This window comes from Sphingorhabdus sp. EL138, assembly GCF_945882965.1.
In the GTDB taxonomy this organism is placed as follows: Bacteria; Pseudomonadota; Alphaproteobacteria; order Sphingomonadales; family Sphingomonadaceae; genus Sphingorhabdus_B.
In genome coordinates this window covers 73,980-97,513 of the sequence record NZ_CAMCWY010000002.1, presented here as the reverse complement: position 1 = coordinate 97,513, position 23,534 = coordinate 73,980, and the positions used below count along the sequence as shown (strand labels likewise).

Here is a 23,534-nt window from a genome sequence, read left to right as displayed (position 1 = left end):
AATGCAGCACTCCTCGGGCAAAGGTCAGTTCTGCAAAATGCCGATCGCTTGGCTGGCAAAGCGCAGTCTTTCGGCCATCACCGTGATCACATAGGTCAACAAGGCCTGTGTCAGCGCCGGATGATCGGCCATCAGCGTGGCATAGGAATCGGCGCTGAGTTCGTAAAGCACGCTGTTGGCCTCGGCGACGATATTGGCGCTGCGCGGCTGGCGGGTCAGTAACCCCATCTCGCCGATCGTGGTATGTTCGCCCAGGCTGCGCACCCGCACCTGCCGGTGCTGGCCGATATTGACGACCACGCCGATCCGGCCTTCCAGAACAAAATGCATGCTGTCCGACGGCGCACCCTGGGTCGCGATCAGCGCGTTTGCGGGCACTTCGATCCGGCGGCAATGCTGGGCGAGCATTTCAGCAAAGCCGCGATCGCGCAATGCGCCGCCCAGCCAGTCGATAAAGGTTTCATGCTCGTCAGCCGCCGCACGGTGGCGCTGAATGATGATGTTTTCACAATGCTCCATCGCATGATCCAGATCATCGCCAAGGATCACATCGTCACCCAGCAAGCCGCCAATCTGAAACGCGCAGTGAACATCAGCGCTCATATTGACGAGCACGAGCGAAACGCAATTTCGCCCGGCGAGCAGCTTGATCTGATTGAAGCTGTGCGTTGCCGACGAATCGATCCCCGTGACCAGCCGGAAATCGAACAACAGGAAGCGGCACTGGGTAGTCGTCGCGATCAGCCCCTTGATATGCTGGTATAATCCATTGGCGGAACCAAAGAACAGATAGCTTTGCAGCGCCATGCCCTGCAGCTCGGGTCCATTTTCGTTCAAAATGGCGAGATCACGCCCGCCGCGATCAAGCGACGAACGATAGCTGCTGCCATCGAAGCTGAACTTGATCGCGTTGACCCGGCTGGCGCTCAGCGCGAAGGTCGCGCAGCCCGTGATGATCCCGAAAATCACCCCGAAAACAAATCCCCAGAAAAAGATAATCGCGACGATCGCCAGCAGCGACAGATAATCAGTGAGCATCAGCCGCCGCGCTGATTGCACCAGCCAGCGGTAGAGCAGATCAAGCCCAATATAGAGCAGCAGGCCGCCCAAAACACTTTTGGGCACAAAGGCGAGGAAGGCCGGATCGACCACCAGCATCAGGGCGGCAATCACCGCAACGGTGATCCCCGCCAACCGACCAGTCGCCCCCGCCGCATGCGCCAGCGTCGACCGACTGAGCGACATGCAGCTAACGTAGCCGCCGAAAACCGCGGACACGAGATTGGCGGCGCCGAGCGCATTGAGCTCGCGGTTCAGATTCGCCTCGCGTTCGGTAGCGAGTTCGATGCCCGCTGTATTCAGCAGCGCGCTGATCGTGGTGACGAACATGACCGCCAGAAGATCGCCCAACAATGATGGCATCGCCGTCCAAGGAAAGCGCATCAGCGCATCGGCAGTCCAGGGGGTCGAGATCGCGACCGGCGATTGGCGTGCAAATGTCCAGCCCGCTGCTTGCGCATCCGCAATCGGTACCGAAGCCGCGGCAAGCAGAACGTAAAACAGCGCCACCGCCCCAGCGAGCACTATAGGCAGCGTGAATGCGCTTTTGAACCGCGCCCGTACCACCAGCAATGTGGCGGCAATCGCGATGCCCGCGAGGATCTTCGCCATGCTTTGCGGCGTGGTCAGCGCTTCAATATTGGCGAACGAAAATTTGTGATCGGTCATCACCTGTACCGATCCGGTGACGATCAGGACGCCAGTCGCTCCCAGAAACCCGCCGATCACCGGATAAGGAATAAAGCGGATCGCGCGACCGGCGCGCGCCAGCCCCAGCAGACACAGGAACAGGCCAGAAATCCCGCTCCCCAAGGCGATGATCATCAGTGCCGGGCCAATGAGCGCGTCACCGCCCGCGCCATCCGTGATCATCCGGTGCGCCAGTGCAGCAGATAAGGCGGCCGTCACCGCCGAGGTCGATGAATCAGGGCCTGCGATCATGAACGGCATCGAACTGCGCAGCGCGACCACCAGAGCGGCCACCGCCGTGGTCAGAAAGGTTGCGGCAAGGCCAATTGAGAGACCAGGCGCGAGCGGCCCGGCAAAAATCAGCGCGGCATAGGAAATACCGAAGAGAATCGACAGCAAGCCACAGATCGAGCCGGAAAAAACATCGGTCAGCCAGCCCATAATCCGCTCGCCGATGGGCCGTTCGCGCGCGCCGGTTGCTGGTGCGCCGATTTCATCTGTTACGCTGACCGATTCACCCATGAGTTCGATGCCCCGAAAGGTGGTTTCCAGCGTCAATCGCCCCCCGGTTCGGCGCTGAGTGCCACGTTGCCATAACTATCTATAATGACATATTTGTGAAACCCAACTGCCAATCCAGCGGCGGTGTCCCGCAATTGTTCCCCGTCAGCACCAATGGCACAGATTTGATGTTGTGATTTAAGGAGTGTTCTGGTCTAGCTAAGAGTGGCGGTATGCCTGATAGTCGGAGCTAAGCCGTTCCTGAATTTAACCCCATGCATGGCTATCACAAACCGGCCCGCTGCAATGTCGAAACACAATCGCCGCAGTCGCTCCTAATGTTCGAGCTCGCCAGCCGACGCATGGACGTCACCTGGATGTGACGCCTTAAGTTGTGAATGAAACCTAGCTAACCAGACGCGCAGAATAGTATGTAAGAAGGAACTGTGGGTCCCATCCGCCAGAATAGGGGGGTGCCACCCCGGTGGGGTCTCGGTTGGGCAGGTTTTTAAAGGGGTGGGGGGGTGTTTTCTTGGTGCGAAGCAGTCGGCGGTAAGCCCGCACTTAAAGGTGGGTAGAAAGGTGGGTAATCCCACAGTTTCCACGCAAGTCTTTGATATAATTGAATGCGTGGCGGAGACGGAGGGATTCGAACCCTCGGTACCGGATTTACCAGTACGACGGTTTAGCAAACCGTTGGTTTCAGCCACTCACCCACGTCTCCTGCGCGCTTGGCATCACTCGCCTATAGCGGCCCAAGCATCTGGCTGCAATGGTTATTGACACAGACGCCGGATAAGAAGAAATTAAGGTCGCAGGTGAAATGTGGCTCATTTTGGTCCCGCATGGTGGCCTGTTCATCATGCGGTCATCCAAATAGTACATAGCTTGAGACGCGTAACTTTTAAGGCGGGACCGCATGTTGTTGGCGAAAATGGGATTACAGAAACCGATACATTACCTTTTGGTACTGCTGGCGGCAGGCACGCTTGTCGTCTCGCCCGCAAATGCACAGATTAGTAATGTTGATCCGAATTACGCGATTGACGCAGACCTTGGCAACCCGCCCGCTGGCCCAGATATCAGCACACAATCTGCGCCAATGGCCCAAGACGAAACGTTTATGCAAGATGGTGCGCCAACCGACGCAATGCCCGCAGATGGCTCGGACACCCAAGTCGGGCCTGAAGCGGCGCGCGTGGCCGTGCCGACGGGCGATACATATCAAGGCGACGACCTCATTGGCGCTGCTGAAGGCGTGTTTGGAAAGGGCGCGCAAGGTCTTGCTTTGCTGATTGAGGACATCCTCAAAAAACAGGGCCGCCCCAATGGATATATTGTGGGACGTGAAGGCGGCGGAGCTTTTTTAGTCGGCATTCGTTATGGGTCCGGCACATTAAATCACCGGGTGGAGGGCGAAAAACCGGTCTATTGGACGGGCCCCTCCATTGGTCCTGACGCGGGGGCCAATGGAGGAAACACCTTTATTTTGGTTTATAATTTGTACGATACCGAAGACATCTACGGACGCTTCCCCGCAGCAGAAGGCGCTGCCTATCTGGGTGGCGGTTTTAACGCCAGCTACCTGCGTCGCGGCGATGTAGTATTGATCCCGATCCGTGTCGGTGCAGGACTTCGACTGGGCGCAAATGTGGGCTATATGCGCTTTTCCAAAAAGCAGCGGTGGTTACCCTTTTAACGCGCGCGGATATCTTCCATCCGTTTGAGATAGCGGGCAAGCACGTCAATTTCCAAATTGACCTGCCGCCCGACAGCGAGCGTGTCTAAGGTCGTCATCTGCCCCGTGTGCGGAATGATATTCAGCATGAAATGCGCTGAACCATCGGCTTGATCTGCAATGTCGTTGACGGTGAGTGATACGCCGTCAACGGTAATCGAACCCTTTGCCGCGATATAAGCCGCAAGGGCGGACGGAGCCGCAACCGTGACTTTCCAACTGTCCCCAATGGTCTCGCTGGCGACGATTTGTCCTACGCCATCGACATGGCCGGTCACAATATGCCCGCCCAGTTCATCGCCGACTTTTAAGGCACGTTCAAGGTTCAGTCGGGTGCCTTGTTCCCACATGCCGGCCGCTGTGCACGAAACGGTCTCTGCCGATGCGTCAATCGCAAACCATCCATCGCCTTTATCAACGACCGTCAGGCATACACCCGAACAGGCAATCGAGGCGCCAATGGCAACCGTATCCATATCATAAGCGCAGGATATGACGAGGCGCAGGTCACCGCGCTGTTCGGATGTCCGAATGCTGCCGACGTCCGTGATGATACCTGTAAACATATATGCTGCACCCTTTTCCTAATTCGCTTTTTCGTAGACTTCGAGACGGTCCTTGCCAAGACTGCGCGCATCCGAAAGCTGCCAGATTCCATGGGCATCGCGAAGTTGGGTAAGCCCGATGTCGTTCAAACATGCCTTGCCAGCGCCAAGCAATATGGGCGCGCGGTACAACATGAGCCTGTCGACGAGGCCCTCACGCAAGAAAGCTGTCGCTGTCGCAGCGCCGCCTTCAACCAACAAAGTGTTGCAGTCCAATTTTGCAATATCGTGCGGCGTGCGCATAACCTCCCAACCCTGCGGCGCATCGGCGCTGCCAAGCATGATCCTGCGGGGTTGATATGCACCCAGCCCCGCCAGCCGGACGTTCAATTGCGGTGCATCGGCAACCACGGTCCCTGCCCCCACCAATATTGCGTCGGTGCGTGCCCGTTCAACATGGCTGTGCGCGCGCGCAACGTCGCCAGTGATCCACCGGCTGCTGCCATCCGCCATCGCAATTGGGCCGTCTAGCGAGCTTGCGATCTTCAAGGTTACAAACGGGCGGCCGCGATCTATCCGGCTTATAAAGCCAGCCAGACTTTGCCGCGCTTGGGATGCCATGACATCTGTCACAACCGTGATACCAGCGGCTTTGAGTGCAGCCATGCCTTGGCCGGCAGTGCGTGGATCGGGGTCCTGCAATGCAATGACAACTCTCGCGGGCATTGCTTCGGCGACTAATTGGGCACAAGCCGGACCGCGGCGTGACATATGTGCGCAGGGTTCAAGCGTGACGTAGATTGTACCGCCGCGCGCCGCTTCTCCAGCTTGCGCCAGTGCCATGGCCTCTGCATGTGGACGGCCACCGGGCTGCGTCCACCCGCGTCCAATGACTTGTCCGTCTTTCACGATGATACAGCCGATAGAAGGATTTTGACCGGTTCGCCCAACACCGCGTTCAGCAAGCGACAAAGCGGCCGCCATGAACCGAAGGTCGCCTTCGATAGCTATTGCCCCGCTCCTACAGAAGGCGGAGCCGCATCGGCTTTCTTTGCCTCTTCCTCGCTTTGTGCTTCGCGATCTATCTTGTCGACGTCCATCCCGACGGCCCGCCCAAATGCCTTATACGCTTCCTTCTCACGGGCGCGCATTTCGTCTTTGTACTTTTGGCGCTCGGTAATTGCGGCCTTAGTTTCTTCAAGCGAGCGTGTGGCGGGCCAGCTTTCAATATAGATTATTTCACGCGGCGGTGGAGTAGCCTTCTCGATGGAATCGAGATAAAATGTGTACATTATGATCGCCGTCGGCACGCAGGCCGCCAAAAACAGCCAAGGGCTGTGATGGCCTGACGTGCGCAGAAACCCCACTAGGTCACGGCCTGCGTTGCCGAACGATACATCTTTGAAAAACGCCATGCCACTCCAATAAGGCGCACGCTGCGCGATTTCCAGTGTCCACTTACACGACGCGCAGATTATCCGCCGCTGCGGAAGGCATTGGTGATCGGGTAACGCCGGTCGCGGCCAAAATTGCGGGCCCCAAGCTTTACGCCCGGCGGTGCCTGCCGCCGTTTATACTCGGCGAGATATAGCAAACGTTCGATCCGCGTTACCGCTTCCCTGGCAAAGCCAAGCGCGACAACCTCATCCACGGACCGCTCCTCCTCCACCAATGCATGCAGCATCTTGTCGAGAATGGGATAATCCGGCAGCGAATCGCTATCTTTCTGGTCCGGCCGCAATTCTGCGCTTGGTGGCTTGGTGATAATGTTTTCCGGGATCACTGGCCCATCACGGCCAAGGGCAAATCTTGGCTTATGGCCGTTCCGCCATTTTGAAATGGCAAAGACGGTCATCTTATACGCGTCCTTCAACGGATTATATCCACCCGCCATGTCGCCATAGATCGTCGCATAACCAACGCTCATCTCGCTCTTGTTGCCTGTCGTTAGCAGCATGTGGCCAAATTTGTTGGACAACGCCATGAGCGTAAGCCCACGGATACGCGACTGAATATTTTCCTCAGTAATGTCGGCATCGCGGCTGACGAAACTGTCCGACAGCATGTCATCAAACGCCTCGACCGCTGGCGAAATGGGGATAGTGTCAATTTTACACCCGATCATCGCGGCGCACGCCGCAGCGTCATCTAGGCTCGATTGGCTGGTATAGCGACTGGGCAACATGACGCACCAGACGCGATCCGGTCCAAGCGCGTCCGCTGCGATCGCGGCACATAATGCGCTGTCGATACCGCCCGACATGCCGAGCACCACGCCCAGAAAGCGATTGGTGTCGACATAATCGCGCAAGCCAACGACCATTGCGCTATAGATATCGGCGGGATGCTCCTCCCAAAGCGCCTTGGGGCCATCTGCACATTCCCAGCCTCTCGCGCTGCGGTGCCAATGGGTCATACGCAGATGTTCTTCCCAGTCAGGCAGGCGGTGCGCAATTGCGCCATTGGCGTTCAGCACGAAGGAGCTGCCGTCAAAGACCAGCTCATCTTGTCCGCCTACCCGGTTCAGGAACATTAATGGCAATCCGGTTTCGCGAACCCGCGCGGCAAACACTTCCTCCAGCCGCCGGTCATCCTTGTCGATTTCATAAGGGCTGCCATTGGTAGAAATCAGCAGTTCCGCGCCGCGTTGCTGTAAGTGCAGGCTGACGGGCGCCAACCAGCCATCTTCGCAAATGGGCACACCAAGGCGCACACCGCGAAATTCAACAGGCTCTGGCAACGGACCCGCCGCAAAAATACGCTTTTCGTCAAAAGTCCCGTAATTGGGCAATTCATGCTTGTATCGCACGGCGGCAATCCGCCCGCCATCCAGCAAGGCAATACCGTTATAAAGCGCGCCACCATCCACAAAAATCGAGCCAACGAGCATCGCTGGTCCGCCGTCACCGGTTGCGGCTGCGAGCTTGGCCAATTCTTCGGCGGCACGCGCCGCAAATACGGGCTTCAGCACCAGATCTTCAGCCGGGTAACCAATCAATTGCTGTTCAGGAAACACGATCAGATCAGCTTGCCCCGCCTTGACGCGCCACTCCAGCATTGTGGTCGCGTTCCCTGCAAGGTCGCCAACGCGCTGATTTACCTGCGCCATCGCAATATTAAGCTGATTTGTCATGTCACCACCCTTATTGTCCACAAACTAGCGGAGCAAGCCGATTGTCAGGCCAGCCGCGGATCGCTAGAGCGTCGCAAGAGTTTTCGGGGACACGTGTATGAAATTAATGACAGGCAACAGCAACCTGCCGCTGGCGCAGGGTATTGCCGATTATATGAAATTGCCGCTGACCAACGCCAGCGTCCGGCGTTTCGCCGACAATGAAATTTTCGTAGAAATTCACGAAAATGTCCGCGGCGAAGATATGTTTGTGATTCAATCCACCAGCCATCCGGCAAATGACAATTTGATGGAACTGCTGATCATGATTGACGCGTTACGCCGGGCGTCAGCTAGGCGCATTACGGCCGTTTTGCCCTATTTCGGCTATGCGCGTCAGGACCGGAAACCCGGCCCGCGCACGCCTATTTCTGCCAAGCTTGTTGCCAATTTGATTACCGAAGCTGGCGCCGACCGGGTGTTGACCGTTGATTTGCACGCTGGGCAGATTCAGGGCTTTTTTGATATTCCCACCGACAATCTCTATGGCGCGCCCGTCATGAGCGCGGACATATTGGAGCGGCATGGCGACAAGAATATCACCGTCGTATCCCCCGATGTTGGCGGCGTTGTCCGCGCCCGCGCGCTCGCCAAGCGCCTCGACGACGCGCCGCTTGCAATCGTCGATAAGCGACGCGAAAAAGCAGGTGTGTCCGAAGTTATGAACATCATTGGCGACGTAAAAGACCGCTTCTGCATCCTGATCGACGACATTGCCGACAGCGCCGGTACATTGTGCAATGCCGCCGACGCCTTAAAAGCGGCCGGCGCGTCCGACGTTGTTGCCTATATCACGCATGGCGTATTGTCTGGTGAGGCCGTCAACCGCGTCAACGCATCGTCGTTGCGAAAGTTGGTCATCACCGATTCGATTATGGCGTCGGATGCAGCCAAAGCGAGCGCCAAAATCCGCCAACTTCCGATTGCGCCCTTGTTGGGTGAGGCGATCAAGCGGATTACGGACGAAAGCTCAGTTAGCTCCTTGTTCGATTGATGACACCCGCCGATATTCTCCTTGCCAATCGCTTGGCGGATGCCGCTGGGCAGGCAATCCGGCCATTTTTCCGGTCAACCTTCGCACAGGAAACAAAGGCAGATGCCTCGCCCGTGACCGAGGCCGACCGCGCGGGCGAAAACGCCATCCGCCGGATATTGGATGCTGAATGCCCGCGCGACGGTATCATTGGCGAAGAATTTGGCGAAAAAAGCGGCACCTCTGGCCGCAGATGGATTATCGATCCAATCGACGGCACAATAAGCTTCATGGCCGGGCGGCCCATATTCGGAACGCTGATTGCGTTGATGGAGGATAATTGGCCAGTGCTTGGCGTCATTGACCAATGCATAAGCGGCGAACGCTGGGTTGGCGCGGCGGGCTATCCGACAACGCTGAACGGTGCGCCGGTGCAAACCCGATCGTGCAGGGCGCTTGCCGAAGCGACCCTGGCCACGTCTGGACCGCAATATTTCAGTCAGCATGATGGCGACCATTTTATGGCGCTTGCCGCCCGAACGGCGCATAAAAAAATGCTGTTTGGCGGTGATTGTTATAATTATGCATTGCTCGCCAGCGGCCATATCGACATTGTTGTGGAAGCAGGCTTGAAACTTCATGACTTTGCGGCGTTGGTCCCGGTGATAACGGGCGCGGGGGGCATGATGAGCGACTGGTCGGGAGATCCGCTTCACGGGGCCTCGGATGGACATGTCATTGCGGTGGGCGACCCGGCGCGCCTTGACGATGTGCTTGAGGCACTTGCATGCCATCATTAACGAAAGCGTATTCCATGGGGTCCGTTCGACCCTCTGCGGATAACTGACCGACGATAACGTCAAGCATTCCAGCATCCGGGGCCTTTGAGCAGGCAATAGACTTGCATTCGCCAGCGAATCCCGCTAGTCGCGCGCCTTCCGAATAAGCAGGCTGGCCAATAGGGCTGCCATGTCGGCTTGATACGGACTCAACAAAGGAGACCAAAATGCCCAAGCTCAAGACCAAGAGCGGTGTGAAGAAGCGCTTCAAAATCACCGCAACCGGCAAGATCAAGCATGGCGTCGTTGGAAAACGGCACCGTTTGAGCAGCCATAATGCCAAATATATCCGGCAAAACCGTGGCACCAGCGTGATCTCTGATCCCGATGCCAAGACAATCAAGAAATGGGCGCCCTACGGTCTGTAAGACCAAGCGTACGTTTTCAGACGAAGCGTGGTGCGAAAAGTGGCAACCGGTTTTTCGGTTAAACCACGCGACCACGTAAAAATTAAAGGATATAGATTATGGCACGCGTCAAACGTGGTGTGACCACCAAAGCCAAACATAAAAGAATTTTAGAGCAGGCGAAGGGCTATTATGGCCGTCGCAAAAATACGATCCGCGTTGCACGCCAGGCCGTCGAAAAGGCCGGCCAATATGCATATCGTGACCGTAAAGTAAACAAGCGGAACTTCCGCGCATTGTGGATCCAGCGTATCAACGCCGCAGTCCGCGCCGAAGGTATGACCTATGGCGTGTTCATGCACGGCCTGAAGCTGGCGAATGTTGAACTCGACCGCAAGGTTCTTGCCGACCTGGCAATGAACGAGGCGGCGATGTTTAGCACCATCATTGCGCAGTCGAAAGCGGCATTGGCTGAAGCAGCCTAAGCTCCTCCCTTCCAAGAATGCGCAAAAGGGCGCGGGCGGCACTTGCCGTTCGCGCCCTTTTGCTTATGCAGTTCAGGCAGTGAATTTTAGGAACGCGCGGGAGTTAGATTCCCGCCTTCGCGGGAATGACGAAGATTATGGATATTGAAACCCTTCAAACCGACCTGATGGCGGCTATTGGCTCAGCGGACACGCTGGAGGCGTTGGAGGCTGTCCGCGTTTCTGCGCTTGGCAAACAGGGAAGCGTCTCGGCTTTGCTGAAGACGATGGGCGGCATGTCGCCCGAGGAACGGCAAACCCAAGGGCCAATCATCAACGGCTTGCGTGAAAGCATCACAACGGCGCTCACCGCAAAGAAGGCAGATCTTGAAACGGCAGAGCTAAACCGCCGCCTTGCTACCGAGCGTGTCGATATGACGCTGCCTGCGTCAGATGTCCCGCGTGGCACAGTCCACCCCGTGAGCCAAGTCATGGACGAGCTGGCTGAGATTTTCGCCGATATGGGCTTTGCCGTGGCCGAGGGGCCGGAAATTGAGGATGACTGGCACAATTTCACCGCGCTCAATATCCCCGAAACGCATCCGGCCCGCGCCATGCACGACACATTTTATTTCCCCGACGATATGGCCCGCGACGGCCAAAAAATGGTGCTACGCACGCACACATCGCCCGTGCAAATCCGCACCATGACGTCACAGGAACCACCCATCCGCATCATCGCGCCGGGCCGTGTGTACCGCAGCGACAGCGATGCGACGCACACGCCGATGTTCCATCAGATTGAAGGCCTTGTCATCGACAAGGGTATTCACCTTGGCCATCTGAAATGGACGCTGGAGACATTTTTAAAGGCCTATTTTGAACGCGAGGATGTTGTCCTGCGTTTGCGCCCAAGCTATTTCCCGTTCACAGAACCATCGGTGGAGGTTGATGTCGGCTATTCCGTCATTAACGGCAAACGCGTTATTGGCGGGGCCGAAGGCTGGATGGAGGTGCTTGGTTCGGGCATGGTGCACCGTAAGGTTATTGAGGCCTGCGGCCTTGATCCCGATGTGTGGCAGGGCTTTGCCTTTGGCACAGGTGTCGATCGTCTCGCGATGCTGAAATATGGTATGGATGATCTGCGCGCCTTTTTCGATGGCGATAATCGCTGGCTGCAACATTATGGGTTCAATGCGCTCGATGTCCCGACGCTAAGCGGAGGCGTAGGCGCATGAAATTCTCCCTTTCATGGTTAAAAGAGCATCTCGACACCGACGCGGATATTCAAGCCGTCGCTGACTGCCTGAACCGCATTGGTTTGGAAGTCGAAGGCATTGAAAACCCGGCTGACGCATTGTCTGCCTTCCGCATTGCAAAGGTCATAAGCGCCGCCCCGCACCCCCAGGCTGACAAATTGCAAGTCCTGTCGGTTGACGCAGGCGGGGAGCCGCTTCAGGTCGTCTGCGGCGCGCCTAACGCACGTGCCGGCATGCTTGGCGTCTTTGGCCCGGCTGGCGCAGTCGTACCCGCCAATGGCATGGTACTGAAGGTAGCGGCCATACGCGGCGTCGAATCGAATGGCATGATGTGTTCCATTGCTGAGCTTGAACTTGGCGATGAACATGATGGTATAATCGAGCTTCCAGACGATGCACCCGTCGGCGTTGTGTATGCCGATTGGGCTGGCCTTGACGACCCAGTCATCGATGTCAGCATTACCCCCAATCGTCAGGATTGCATGGGCGTGCGTGGCATTGCGCGCGATCTGGCGGCGGCAGGGCTGGGCACGCTAAAGCCGCTGGGCGAGGTGTATAAAATTGACTTGTCTGCGCCTTTGGAAGGTCGCGACACTGCGCCGAACGTCCGCACCGACGACGCAGCCGGTTGTCCGGCTTTTTATGCGCAATCAGTCTCCGGCGTGCGCAATGGTGGTTCGCCTGAATGGATGCGCGCCAAGTTGAAAGCGATTGGCCAAAAGCCAATTTCTGCCTTGGTCGACATCACCAATTTCCTGTCGATTGACCTTGGCCGCCCCCTACACGTCTATGACCAAGATAAGCTCAACGGTGCGCTGGTAGCGCGCAAAGCCGTGGACGGCGAACAGATAGTTGCGCTCAACGGCAAAACTTACACGTTGGATGCCAGTATGACAGTCATCGCCGACGACGCGTTGGTGCATGATATTGGCGGCATCATGGGCGGCGAACATAGCGGTGTTTCGGAAGACACTGTGAATGTTCTCATCGAATGCGCCTTTTTCGATCCTGAACATATTGCCCGCACGGGACAGAAGCTTGGCCTGACCAGCGATGCGCGCCAGCGTTTTGAACGCGGCGTTGATCCCGCCTTTCTCGACGACGGGCTGGCAATTGCCACAAAGCTTGTTCTTGACCTGGCCGGCGGCACCGCCAGTGCCATCACGCGCGCTGGCCAAGCGCCCGTTGCGCCACGCATATTTTCTTATGATACCGATTATTGCGACCGCCTCGGCGGGGTGGATGTTGCGCCAGAGGAACAGCGCAACATTCTTGAAAGACTTGGCTTTTCGGTCACATCAGACTGGCGCATAATTGTGCCGTCATGGCGTCGTGACGTCGATGGACCGGCCGATATTGTGGAAGAAGTAGTGCGCATGGTTGGCCTCGACAATGTCGTGTCGGTCCCATTGCCCCGCGCCGATGGCGTGGCCAAGCCCACCGCGACGCCCGCACAATCATTAGAACGCAAAGTCCGCCGCGCGGCTGCGGCACGTGGGCTGAATGAAGCGATCAACTGGTCCTTTCTGCCGCAAAAGGCCGCCGACGCCTTTGGCGGCGGCAATTGGAGCCTTGCGAACCCGATTTCCGAGGACATGAAGGTCATGCGACCTTCCTTGCTACCCGGGCTACTTTCCGCCGCGCAGCGCAACATGGACCGCGGCGCATCATCCGTTCGATTATTCGAAATTGGACGGCGCTATCTGACCGCCGCTGACGGTGCGAGCGACGAGCGGGTTACGGCGGGCATATTGCTGGCGGGTGAACGTTCCGCGCGAAACTGGGCTGCGGGTAAGGCCGCACGCTTTGATGCCTTTGACGCAAAGGCAGAAGCGATTGCCTTGCTCAAGGCCGCAGGCGTCGCCACAGATAATCTGCTGGTGATGGACGATGCCGGCGCGCATTATCATCCAGGACAGTCGGCGACCTTGCGTATGGGGCCCAAGACCATTTTGGCGGCCTTTGGCACTTTACACCCGGCAACTACAAAAACATTCGACCTTGATGGCAATGTCGTTGCCGCGGAAATCTTTTTGGATGCCATACCGTTGAAGAAAGCGAGCGGCTTCATGCGGCCAGCCTTCACACCGCCAGCGTTACAAGCGGTAACACGCGATTTTGCGTTTCTGGTCGCAGCAGACATGCCTGCCAATGATCTGGTTCGCGCCATAAAGGGATGTGACAAGGACAACATCGTGGCGGTCCGCCTGTTCGACCGCTTCGCCGGACAAGGCGTACCTGAAGGACAATTAAGCCTTGCGGTTGAGGTAACGCTCCAACCCACCGAAAAAAGCTATAGCGATGACGAGCTGAAAGCCATTTCGGACAAGGTCATAGCCGCGGCGACAAAATTGGGCGCTGCGCTGCGCGGATGAAAAAGGCCGGGGGATTGCCGCTGATCTGCTGACAAACGGGTTGAAGCGTTAATCATTCACCCCTAAGCCGCGCGGCATGACGCTCAACCGCCGGACCTTTGCCATTATTTCTCACCCTGATGCTGGCAAGACCACGCTGACGGAGAAATTGCTGCTGCAAGGTGGCGCGATTCACTTGGCCGGTGAAGTCAAGGCACGCGGGCAAGCGCGGCGCGCGCGTTCGGACTGGATGAAAATCGAACAACAACGCGGCATTTCGGTGACATCATCGGTGATGACGTTCCAGAAAGATGGCATTGTTTTCAACCTGCTCGATACGCCGGGGCATGAGGATTTTTCGGAAGATACCTACCGGACGCTGACGGCGGTCGATTCCGCCATCATGGTCATTGATGCGGCCAAGGGTATTGAGCCGCAAACCCGCAAGCTGTTTGAAGTCTGCCGCCTGCGCAGCGTGCCGATCATCACCTTCGTCAATAAGGTCGACCGCGAAGGCCGCGCCGCGTTTGAAACGATCGATGAGGTCGCCGACGCGCTTGCACTTGATGTCTGCCCAATGAATTGGCCCGTTGGCATGGGCGGCGAGTTTGAAGGCCTGTATGATTTCCATAGCGGCCGCCTCAGCCAACCGTCGGGCGACAGTAAGGCATTTGAAGGCAAAATGAGTGATCATAGCGGGCTTGACGCGGCCACGCTGGAACAGGTGTTGACGCCAGCGGGCGTAAACCGGCTGCGCGAAGAAGCGGAACTTGCGCAAGCGGGATATTCAGACTTTGACCTGACTGCGTTCCAGAACGGCGACCTAACGCCTGTATATTTCGGGTCTGCGTTGAAAGAATTTGGCGTGATCGAGCTGATTAACGCCATTGCGGCCTACGCCCCCCCACCCCGGCCACAGCCCAGTTCAAAGGGCAATATCGATCCGTCGGAAAAGGAAGTCACTGGCTTTATTTTTAAGGTGCAGGCCAATATGGACCCGCAACACCGTGACCGTATCGCATTCATGCGACTATGCTCAGGCACGTTTAAGCGCGGCATGAAGCTGACGCCATCCGGGCTTGGAAAGCCGGTTGCGATACATTCGCCAATCCTGTTTTTTGCCCAAGACCGCGAAATTGCCGACAGCGCCGAACCCGGCGACATCATCGGTATTCCCAACCATGGCACGCTGCGTGTTGGCGACACCTTGTCGGAACGCAATGAGGTGCGCTTTACAGGCCTGCCGAATTTTGCGCCGGAAATCTTGCGCCGTGTCGTGTTGCGCGACCCCACCAAGACCAAGCAGTTGCGCAAGGCGCTTGATGATTTGAGCGAAGAGGGCGTCATTCAGGTATTCTACCCTGAAATCGGTTCCAACTGGGTCATTGGCGTTGTCGGGCAATTACAATTGGACGTGCTGATCTCCCGGCTTGAGGCGGAGTATAAGGTCGATGCTTTCTTGGAAGCTGCGCCTTACGACACTGCGCGCTGGTTGATCGGTTCGGAAAGCGCATTGGCTCAATTTGTGTCGTTCAACGGCGGCAATATGGCCAAGGATCGCGATGGCCACCCTGTGTTTATGGCCCGCTCGTCATGGGATGTGGGGTATCAGCAGGAAAAGCATCCGGACCTGAAATTTAGCGCAACCAAAGAGCGCTAACGCCAGACAGCAACGCCAAAGGGTTCGATTTCGGGGCTACCGATGACGAATACTGCGCCGTCTGGTGCAGGGGCAGGCGCATGCGTTTCAGCGAGATTGAACGCGAAGGTCAGATCACCCCGGCGGCGCAAGCGCAAGGTCGGCGGCAGCGGCGTTATCGCGACCCCAGCCTCAGCGCACAGATCAACCAGCATGTTCTTGATACAGGCGTCGTCCGTCAACGTCGCGAGATACACGCTGCGCCCCGACCGGACAGCGGCGGGTGCGCCATCTTCATAAGTGGCGATGATATCCGCCGCGCCGACCTCAATCGTTTCGCGCCAGCGTCCGCTTTCATACACCGCGTTCTTGTATCTGATCGTGCCACTACAATCCGGACGCAGCGTTTCTACCGACGTCACCTTGATCGGCACAAATGCGCGCAATCGTCCCGGCGGCAGGCCCTCAACAATCGAAAACTCCGCCGTCTTTGCGCCGCAGCGCGGACCAAATAGTAGCAAGCCCTCGCTCGCGTTCAACGCATCAAACGCAGCATCATCAACAACCGCAAGCGTTGGCACGACAATCAATTTGTAACCATCCAACCGCGCGTCGCCTGCCGACACAAAGTCTACATCGACGCCAAGGCTGCGCAAGGCGCAATAATATTGGAATATGACCGCATCATACCGATAGCCCGCGCCTTGGCGTTCAATATCATCCACCCAGCCCGACACCGGATCTATGATAATCGCCACAGGGGCCTTAGGCGCCACCACCGACACGTCGCCCAGCAGCTGCATCTCTGCTGCCACCTGCTCCACCTCTGCCCATGCCGAGGCTGGCATATCGTCAGGCCGCAATAGCCCGGCATGCATTTGTTCCTGCGCAAATGGCACTTGCCGCCACCGGAAATACGCAACGCAGCCTGCGCCATGGGCAAAGGCCTGAAGCGTCCAATGGCGCACCATACCGAGTGCAGGGCGCGGATTATGCGGTGCCCAATTAACCGGGCCCGGCTGCTGCTCCATCACCCACCATGCACCCTTGGACAGGCCGCGTACCGAATCGAAATTCAGCGCGGCAAGGTCAGGATGTCCGGTGCGCATAAACGGCTTCCATTCCTCCGCCGACGCCTTCGCCATCAATTGATCCGAAAAGCCGAGCGGATAATTGTCATAGCTCACAAAATCGAGCGCCTGCGTTAAGGCCGCATTATCGACGCCCGTAGTCGCTGGCGGAATGATGTTGTGCGTGACCCATTGCTCAGGCCCGGCATGACGGCGAATGGCCGCTATCATGACGTCATGAAACCGCACAACTTGTTCCGATGCAAAACGGCGATAGGCCAAACGGTGCGCCGGGTTCGTCTCACACACCGTGAAAAACGGAAGTTCAATCTGGTCAAAACCATCATATTCCATGGACCAGAACACATTGCCCCATGCCGCATTCAACGTTTCAATATCACCGTAACGCTGCGCACAATATGCCCTGAATTTTTCCAACGCAGCTGGCGACGCGCTCATCATCGTGTCGTGGCAGCACAATTCATTGTCCGTCTGCCAACCCGCAACATGGGGGTGGCCGCCATATCGCCGCGCCATTGCGTCCGTAATGCGCTGCGCCTGCATTACATAAGTTTCGCTCGAAAAATCATAATGCCGCCGCGACCCGAACCCGCGGACCTGGCCCGTGTGAATATCAACTGGCAGAATATCAGGATATTTCACGCATAAATATTTGGGCGGTGTCGCGGTTGGCGTGCCCAAAACAACCTTTAGGCCCGCAGCGCCCAGGGTTTCGATCGCGCGGTCCATCCACGCCCAATCAAAAACGCCTTCGCTTTTTTCGATCCGCCCCCATGCAAATTCGCCAATCCGAACATAGGTCAGCCCAAGCGCACGCATCCGACGGGCGTCACGCGCCCAAAATTCTTCCGGCCAATGTTCGGGATAATAGCAGACACCTAACATACAGCATGTTTAGCGGACGCCGGGCCCCTGACAAGCCTGTAGAAATTGTGCCTTTGGGAATGCGCAAAAGATATACACTAGCGCCACAATTTCTGCATTCTGCCATTTTCTTGCCATGACTGGCGGTTATGCCGCACGGCATGACAATAGCTGGCCCCATTGATTCGCCTATGCGTAACAGCAATCTGACCGCGCATACCCCTGCAACCGATGTCCAGCCGGATACCGATGTTGCAATGCGCGCGGCTGCGCTCAAGCGCGTGCCCGATGATAAGGCGATGCTGCGCGCTGTGGCGGAATTGACGCGCGACTTGGGCACACCCAATCCCCGCATTTTCTGGTCCGACTTTCTCGCTTCTGCCTTTTTGGGCTATGCTGGCCTTGCCGTGGCAATCCTGTCCGGCAATCTTTGGCTTCAATGCGTGGCGGCTCTGCTATCGGTGCTTGCGCTATATCGCGCCGGCAGCTTCATCCATGAAGTCAGCCATGTAAAGCACTCGGCCCTACCCGGTTTCCGCTTTGGCTTTAACGCAGTGATCGGTGTGCCTCTACTCGTGCCGTCATACATGTATGAAGGCATTCACAATCTCCACCATGCGCGCACGCGCTATGGTACGGATCAGGATCCTGAATATCTGCCGCTGGCGTTGATGAAGCCTTGGACCTTACCGTTGTTCATCTTCGTCTCATTGTTCGCACCCTTTGCTTTGCTATTTCGCAACGCCGTGCTTGCGCCGATTTCGCTATTTATTCCGGCGCTTCGCCAGATTGTGGTGGAACGATATTCGGGCCTTGCAATCAATCCCGCCTTTCGCCGCCGTCCGGCCGAGGACGAAGCACAGCGCAACTGGATCATACAAGAAACTGCCGCGAGTATTTGGTCGATTGTCCTTCTGGGCGGCGTGTTAACTGGCTATATTCCGATGAAAGCCTTTCTGATATTTTTGGCCATCGTCTCCAGCGTTGCCGTGCTGAATCAAGTCCGCACGCTTGTCGCTCATTTATGGGAAAATGACGGCGAACCGTTAAGCGTTACTGCGCAGTTCCTCGACAGCGTCAACGTGCCGCCGCCCGGTATGCTGGCATCGATCTGGGCGCCCGTAGGACTGCGTTACCACGCGCTGCATCATTTGCTCCCCAGCGTGCCCTATCATGCCTTGGGCGAAGCCCACCGCCGACTGACGGCACAATTGGACCCCGACTCCGCCTATCACCGCGCAAATTACGATGGTTTGGCCGGATTAGTGACACGCCTCACGCGCAGCACGTTCGTGCGCGGCGCGTAAACCGCAAGGTTCATCGCAGAGCCAAAAGGGTCGCGACGGCAGTCATCAAAACTATCGAAATACTGGAGCGGGCGAAGGGATTCGAACCCTCGACCCCAACCTTGGCCAAATTCGGCTCTATTACATTTATGCTCTAAAACATATTTTTATAAATACTGTGAAAAATCCGAACGCGATCCGAACATTTTCAGCGCGATTTACTCAGAAGGCTTTTTGTTCAATGTTTTAGTGGAAGCCGCCACCTTAAAACGCGCCCGCCACTCGTAATCCTTTGTTTGGGTTTCCAGACAAGTGTGGATCGGCAGCTTTGCGCCCAAATGCCATTAGATTTAGCGAAATGGCACCACGAAAATTATTCGCGATGCCATCCTACCGGGACCTTTGTCCTACGCACCTACCCAAAGTGCGAGAATGGAATTCAACCACTAACTTCTGATAGAGCGCGTGAACGGTCTAACTAAAATTTGTAGCCCACTTCGACACCCATCAGGCGACGTGCGCCTGGCGAGATGAATGAACCGCCAAATTCGATCGCCGGAATGGCTTCGTTGATATATTTGCGGTTGAGCAAATTGTCAGCGAATGCCGTGACATTCCAGTTATCACCTTCAAGGCCAACTCGCAGGTTCAAGACACCAAAAGGATCACGCTTGGCGACGCTGTAATTGGCGTTTCCGACAGCCCCGGGCAGTGCGAGCGCGGAAATTGGCAGCAGCTGGCTGAAAATAGTCGCCCGTGTTTGGTCCTGAACGGTGTGGAACCAAGTTGCGCCGGTAATCCGATAATCGGCACGCAACACCAGATCAATGCTGTCGTTAAGCGGCGCATCAATCTGGGTACCGAGGTTGATTGTGTAGTCTGCAGTATAAGGCGATTTGTTGCCAACGGTGTAGGGCCGCGAAGCATTTTCCTTAATTTCGCTGTCCGTCAGGTTGACTGAACCGAAAACCTTCCAACCATCCAAAATTTTTGCGGTCGTGTTCAGCTCGACGCCCTTAACATCGACCTGGTCGATGTTGGAAACAACACGAAGCAGACCAAAGGAGCCGACGAAGAATTCGAAAAACTGCATGTCTGTGATCCGGGTGTAATACCCAGCAAGATCAAACGTGACGCGGTTGTCGAGCAACGATCCCTTGATACCCGCTTCAAACGAGCTAGACCGTTCTTTGCGGAACTGGTCATTGATCGTCACGCCTGCACCGATCGCAGGAATGTTGAAGTTTTCGTTCACGAGAGCCGACGAACCGGTGTTGTTGAAGCCGCCCGATTTAAATCCGATGCCCCAGTTAGCATAGATGTTTGTCGAGCTATTGGGCGTATAGCTAAGTGTTACCTTTGGCTGCACTTGCTTGAAGCTAGCGGATTTATCCGCAATTACGCCTGTTGCAGGAAGGCCGGGATTGATCTTCGTACCAGTAATTGGGTCGAACACATTTGGCACGAGGTTGGACGTTGTCCGATCCTCGACGTCATAACGCAATGCGACGCCAGCTTTGAATTGATCGGACATTTTATAGTCGAGCGAACCAAATGCAGCATAAACATCGGTCTTGAACGTGTCGTTGAACAACTGCGAAGTCGGGTTGCTGCTGCCCGGTGCGTTGTACAGCGACCGGCTGACACCTTGACCTAAGTCCGCGCCGAGGCTGACGCCCACAGTGCGGTCGATGTGCAGTCCATAGACACCCAATTGCCAATTCAGCGCGCTATCATTATTAGACGCGAGACGGATTTCACCGCTTATGTCCTTTTGATTGCGAATTTGCAGCTGCGTGCCGTCGCAGGTTGTTGGGCTGTACGCACCAAAGGTTGAGCCTGTCGCAGGTGCAAAAATAAACGGCACCGGAACTTGTCCGACAAAACCAGGAGGGTTCAGCGGGAACCCAGTCAAATCAGCAGTCGTTGCAAAGCACTCGTTCTCAACGGCAATGTTTGTTGGGTTCGCAGGCGCGCCGAGGGCTGGTGAAATATAACGCGCGAAATCTGCCGATGTCCCGTCTGCGGTCAGGCTTTGGTCAACGTCGGAATACAAAGCCCATGCGGTTAAACGCGTTGAACCAAAGTCATGATCTATTTTTGCAGAGAGATCGATTGACCGTTGGTCGTTCGTCGGCCGGATGTTGCTATAGTAACGCAGTTCGTGCGCGTCGACGTCTTCGAAGAACGCGCCACCAAGTGCTTCGATATGAAACACTGAGTTGAAGTTGATGGATGCACCGGAGAACTTGGAATAGCGAGCTTTTACGTCAAGTTCAGTCGCATCGCCCAGTTGCGCCATAAAGCGGCCGTCGATGGAGTAAACCTCTTGGTCATCGACCACCTTTTGATCGAGATACAGGTTCCGGTAAAAACCGTCCGTGCTGCGGTAGTTGCCCGACAATACAAAGCCTGCATTATCACCCAAGGGCGATGAGATGTAGGCAGTTCCCTCAATCGTTTGTTCGTTGGCGTAGCTGAGTTTAACAGCGCCTTCCAGAACATCACCAGGCTTCACTGTCGATACGACAATCGCGCCGGCCGCAGCGTTGCGACCATAGATTGCGCCTTGTGGGCCCTTCAATATTTCGATCTGGCGCAGCGTACCTTGTGTTTGATTGAGCTGCGCCGTGTTCGTCTTCAAAATGCCGTCAACGACCAACGCGACTGAGCTTTCAGCGTCACGCGCACCGTTAATGCCGCGGATGTTTATCTGGGTATCACCGGCTTCGGCGGTTCCCGTTACGATGGTTACCCCGGGTGTAAGTTGGGCAAAGCCTTGCGCATTGTCTGCACCGGTTTTTGCAAGCGCGTCGGCGTCAATGACGGATACAGAAGCAGGAACGTCAACAAGCCGCTCATTCTGGCGACGCGCGGTTACAATGATTTCTTCAGCTTCAACGCTCTCTTCGGCATTTTGCGCGAACGCCATGGTCGGAACTAAAACACTGGCTGCTATCGATGATAGGAGTGCACTTTTCCCAATACGCATGTAACCTTACTCCCTTGATTTACCAATTATTGATTTGGTGACAGCTTATTGTATACAAATAGCATTAGTCAAGAGGAGCGTTACAGTAATGTCCCGGGCATCGGAACGAGCATATAATCACATACGCAGCATGATTTTGTCCGGCGAATTACAGCCGGGTTCGCAAATTCGTGAGGAAGCGCTTGCTGAATTATGCGGAGTCTCACGCACGCCCGTACGTGATTCTCTTCGGCGACTTGAGGCGGAAATGTTCATTCGGCGCAATGATTCACAGCGTAGCTTCGTTGCGGATTGGTCGCTCGACGACCTTGAAGACGCTTTCCAGTTGCGCGCTATGCTAGAATCACGTGCTGCAAAACGCGCAGCGAGCCGCATTACCCGTGAGCAACTGGCCCTGCTGCGCTTCCACAACGCGCAACTAAAACAGGCTATCGGATTGCCAAATCCCGATGTACCAAAATTTTTGGATCACAACCGGCAATTCCATGCGATTATCCTTGCGGCGGCCGCATCGGAGCGCCTTGCCAACATGCTTGGGCAGGTTACCGAACAACCTGTCATCCTTCGCACAGCGCGACAATATGACTTAGAAAATCTGCGCCGTTCGCACAGCGAGCATGACGAATTGCTTATCGCATTTGACAAGCGCGATGGTGAATGGGCCGCTGCCGTAATGACCGGTCATATCCGACGCGCCTTTCACGCTTATGCCGAAGCGCATTCGACCGACACCGAAATTCGAAAGTCCAGTTGGGCGGCATAATCCTATTTTATTTTGTATACAATTATGCCATTTACGAGGCGATGAATGTTTCTGACCACATCGAGTTTGTCGAAGTCGGCCCCCGCGACGGCCTCCAAAATGAGGCTGTATTGGTTTCGACTGAGAATAAGTTGGCGCTGATAAACAGGGCCATCGATGCTGGTGCGCGCCGTATTGAGGTTACGAGTTTTGTAAATCCAAAGCGCGTCCCGCAAATGGCGGATGCAGAGGATGTGTGCGCGGGTCTGCCCGATCGCGACGACGTCACGTTTATTGGACTGGTTATGAATTTACGTGGTGCAGAGCGCGCCATTGCCGCAGGAAATATCAATCAGCTGGGTGCGGTAGCGGTCGCAACCGATACCTTCGCCATGGCCAATCAAGGGCAAAGCAGCAACGAATCGGTCGAAGCGGCGAAGGCCATTATCGTCCTTGCGCACGCCGAAGGGCATACAGCACAATGCACAATTGCAGCATCCTTTGGTTGTCCATTCGAAGGTGAAGTGGCCGACAGGCGCGTTATCGAAATGGCTGTAGCGATAGCAGAGGCTGGTCCCGTAGAAATTGCATTGGCGGACACTATTGGGGTTGGAAACCCAGCCCATGTTGCGCGCCTCGTGACGCAAATTCGTAAAGAGGTTCACCCTCTTCCTGTTCGGGTGCATTTCCATAACACCCGCAACACGGGCCTCGCGAACGTGTGGGCCGCTGTTGGCGCAGGCGCCAGCGTCGTCGATGCATCGCTTGGTGGGCTTGGCGGATGTCCATTTGCGCCGGGCGCAGCGGGTAATGTGCCTAGTGAAGACGTCGTCTACATGCTTGAACGTGCTGGCGTGCGTACCGGAATGAATTTGCATAGCCTGATTGAGGCGAGCAACTGGCTTTCAGAAATTATGGGCAGAAAACTACCCGGCATGGTGGCGCAATCGCCATCATTTCCAAAAGCAGCGTGAGGAGA

18 protein-coding genes and 1 tRNA gene are annotated in these 23,534 nt (G+C 56.2%); 11 read left to right on the top strand and 8 right to left on the bottom strand.

Going from position 1 to position 23,534, the window contains the following annotated elements; genetic code table 11:
* Positions 1–24: 24 nt before the first annotated feature.
* A complete protein-coding gene (locus Q0N43_RS01465) occupies positions 25–2,307 on the bottom strand; it encodes a SulP family inorganic anion transporter (RefSeq protein ID WP_295441446.1) in 2,283 nt (760 codons plus the stop codon).
* 574 nt (positions 2,308–2,881) lie between these two features.
* A tRNA-Ser gene (locus tag Q0N43_RS01460) sits at positions 2,882–2,974 on the bottom strand.
* A 195-nt stretch (positions 2,975–3,169) separates the two neighbouring features.
* Here Q0N43_RS01460 and Q0N43_RS01455 point away from each other — a divergent pair.
* Positions 3,170–3,949, top strand: a complete 780-nt coding sequence (locus tag Q0N43_RS01455) for a DUF1134 domain-containing protein (protein ID WP_295441444.1) — start codon at positions 3,170–3,172, stop codon at positions 3,947–3,949.
* On the opposite strand, the gene Q0N43_RS01450 is transcribed toward Q0N43_RS01455, so the two are convergent.
* The 4 genes from Q0N43_RS01450 to Q0N43_RS01435 are packed head-to-tail and all read right to left on the bottom strand — an operon-like array spanning position 3,946 to position 7,666.
* Complete coding sequence (locus Q0N43_RS01450) at positions 3,946–4,554, bottom strand: riboflavin synthase (protein ID WP_295441442.1); 609 nt, start codon at positions 4,552–4,554, stop codon at positions 3,946–3,948. The two genes, Q0N43_RS01455 and Q0N43_RS01450, sit on opposite strands and share 4 nt — an antisense overlap.
* An 18-nt stretch (positions 4,555–4,572) precedes the next feature.
* The gene (gene ribD / locus Q0N43_RS01445; protein ID WP_295441440.1) at positions 4,573–5,517 is read right to left on the bottom strand and encodes a bifunctional diaminohydroxyphosphoribosylaminopyrimidine deaminase/5-amino-6-(5-phosphoribosylamino)uracil reductase RibD; all 945 of its coding nucleotides are present in this window, start codon (positions 5,515–5,517) and stop codon (positions 4,573–4,575) included.
* A gap of 23 nt (positions 5,518–5,540) precedes the next feature.
* The gene (locus Q0N43_RS01440; RefSeq protein ID WP_295441437.1) at positions 5,541–5,948 is read right to left on the bottom strand and encodes a hypothetical protein; all 408 of its coding nucleotides are present in this window, start codon (positions 5,946–5,948) and stop codon (positions 5,541–5,543) included.
* 59 nt (positions 5,949–6,007) lie between these two features.
* Positions 6,008–7,666, bottom strand: a complete 1,659-nt coding sequence (locus tag Q0N43_RS01435) for an NAD+ synthase (protein ID WP_295441434.1) — start codon at positions 7,664–7,666, stop codon at positions 6,008–6,010.
* A 97-nt stretch (positions 7,667–7,763) separates the two neighbouring features.
* Here Q0N43_RS01435 and Q0N43_RS01430 point away from each other — a divergent pair, with 97 nt between their 5' ends.
* The 7 genes from Q0N43_RS01430 (at position 7,764) to Q0N43_RS01400 (ending at position 15,601) form a co-directional block, all read left to right on the top strand.
* Entirely contained in the window at positions 7,764–8,699 is a 936-nt protein-coding gene (locus Q0N43_RS01430) for a ribose-phosphate pyrophosphokinase (RefSeq protein WP_295441432.1), read from the top strand.
* Positions 8,699–9,478, top strand: coding sequence for a histidinol-phosphatase (gene hisN / locus Q0N43_RS01425; protein WP_295441429.1), 780 nt, complete (start codon positions 8,699–8,701; stop codon positions 9,476–9,478). The genes Q0N43_RS01430 and hisN overlap by 1 nt, the downstream gene beginning before the upstream one ends.
* Positions 9,479–9,684: 206 nt before the next feature.
* Positions 9,685–9,885, top strand: a complete 201-nt coding sequence (gene rpmI / locus Q0N43_RS01420; RefSeq protein WP_125231188.1) for a 50S ribosomal protein L35 — start codon at positions 9,685–9,687, stop codon at positions 9,883–9,885.
* Between the two features lie 98 nt (positions 9,886–9,983).
* Positions 9,984–10,349, top strand: a complete 366-nt coding sequence (gene rplT, locus Q0N43_RS01415; protein WP_295441423.1) for a 50S ribosomal protein L20 — start codon at positions 9,984–9,986, stop codon at positions 10,347–10,349.
* 134 nt (positions 10,350–10,483) lie between these two features.
* On the top strand, positions 10,484–11,566 hold the full coding sequence (pheS, locus tag Q0N43_RS01410) for a phenylalanine--tRNA ligase subunit alpha (RefSeq protein ID WP_295441563.1): 1,083 nt from the start codon (positions 10,484–10,486) through the stop codon (positions 11,564–11,566).
* The gene (gene pheT / locus Q0N43_RS01405) at positions 11,563–13,962 is read left to right on the top strand and encodes a phenylalanine--tRNA ligase subunit beta (protein WP_295441421.1); all 2,400 of its coding nucleotides are present in this window, start codon (positions 11,563–11,565) and stop codon (positions 13,960–13,962) included. The genes pheS and pheT overlap by 4 nt, the downstream gene beginning before the upstream one ends.
* A 76-nt stretch (positions 13,963–14,038) precedes the next feature.
* Positions 14,039–15,601 carry a peptide chain release factor 3 gene (locus Q0N43_RS01400; RefSeq protein ID WP_295441419.1) on the top strand — a complete coding sequence of 521 codons (1,563 nt, stop codon included), beginning with the start codon at positions 14,039–14,041 and terminating at the stop codon, positions 15,599–15,601.
* On the opposite strand, the gene Q0N43_RS01395 is transcribed toward Q0N43_RS01400, so the two are convergent.
* A complete protein-coding gene (locus Q0N43_RS01395) occupies positions 15,598–17,556 on the bottom strand; it encodes a beta-galactosidase (RefSeq protein WP_295441417.1) in 1,959 nt (652 codons plus the stop codon). The two genes, Q0N43_RS01400 and Q0N43_RS01395, sit on opposite strands and share 4 nt — an antisense overlap.
* A gap of 236 nt (positions 17,557–17,792) precedes the next feature.
* Here Q0N43_RS01395 and Q0N43_RS01390 point away from each other — a divergent pair, with 236 nt between their 5' ends.
* The gene (locus tag Q0N43_RS01390; protein ID WP_295441561.1) at positions 17,793–18,842 is read left to right on the top strand and encodes a fatty acid desaturase; all 1,050 of its coding nucleotides are present in this window, start codon (positions 17,793–17,795) and stop codon (positions 18,840–18,842) included.
* A 457-nt stretch (positions 18,843–19,299) separates the two neighbouring features.
* On the opposite strand, the gene Q0N43_RS01385 is transcribed toward Q0N43_RS01390, so the two are convergent.
* Complete coding sequence (locus Q0N43_RS01385) at positions 19,300–21,753, bottom strand: TonB-dependent receptor (protein ID WP_295441415.1); 2,454 nt, start codon at positions 21,751–21,753, stop codon at positions 19,300–19,302.
* A 148-nt stretch (positions 21,754–21,901) separates the two neighbouring features.
* Here Q0N43_RS01385 and Q0N43_RS01380 point away from each other — a divergent pair, with 148 nt between their 5' ends.
* Positions 21,902–22,576 (top strand): GntR family transcriptional regulator, encoded by a 675-nt coding sequence (locus Q0N43_RS01380; protein ID WP_295441413.1) that lies wholly within the window; start codon positions 21,902–21,904, stop codon positions 22,574–22,576.
* A 41-nt stretch (positions 22,577–22,617) separates the two neighbouring features.
* The gene (locus Q0N43_RS01375) at positions 22,618–23,529 is read left to right on the top strand and encodes a hydroxymethylglutaryl-CoA lyase (protein ID WP_295441411.1); all 912 of its coding nucleotides are present in this window, start codon (positions 22,618–22,620) and stop codon (positions 23,527–23,529) included.
* Positions 23,530–23,534 lie beyond the last annotated feature (5 nt).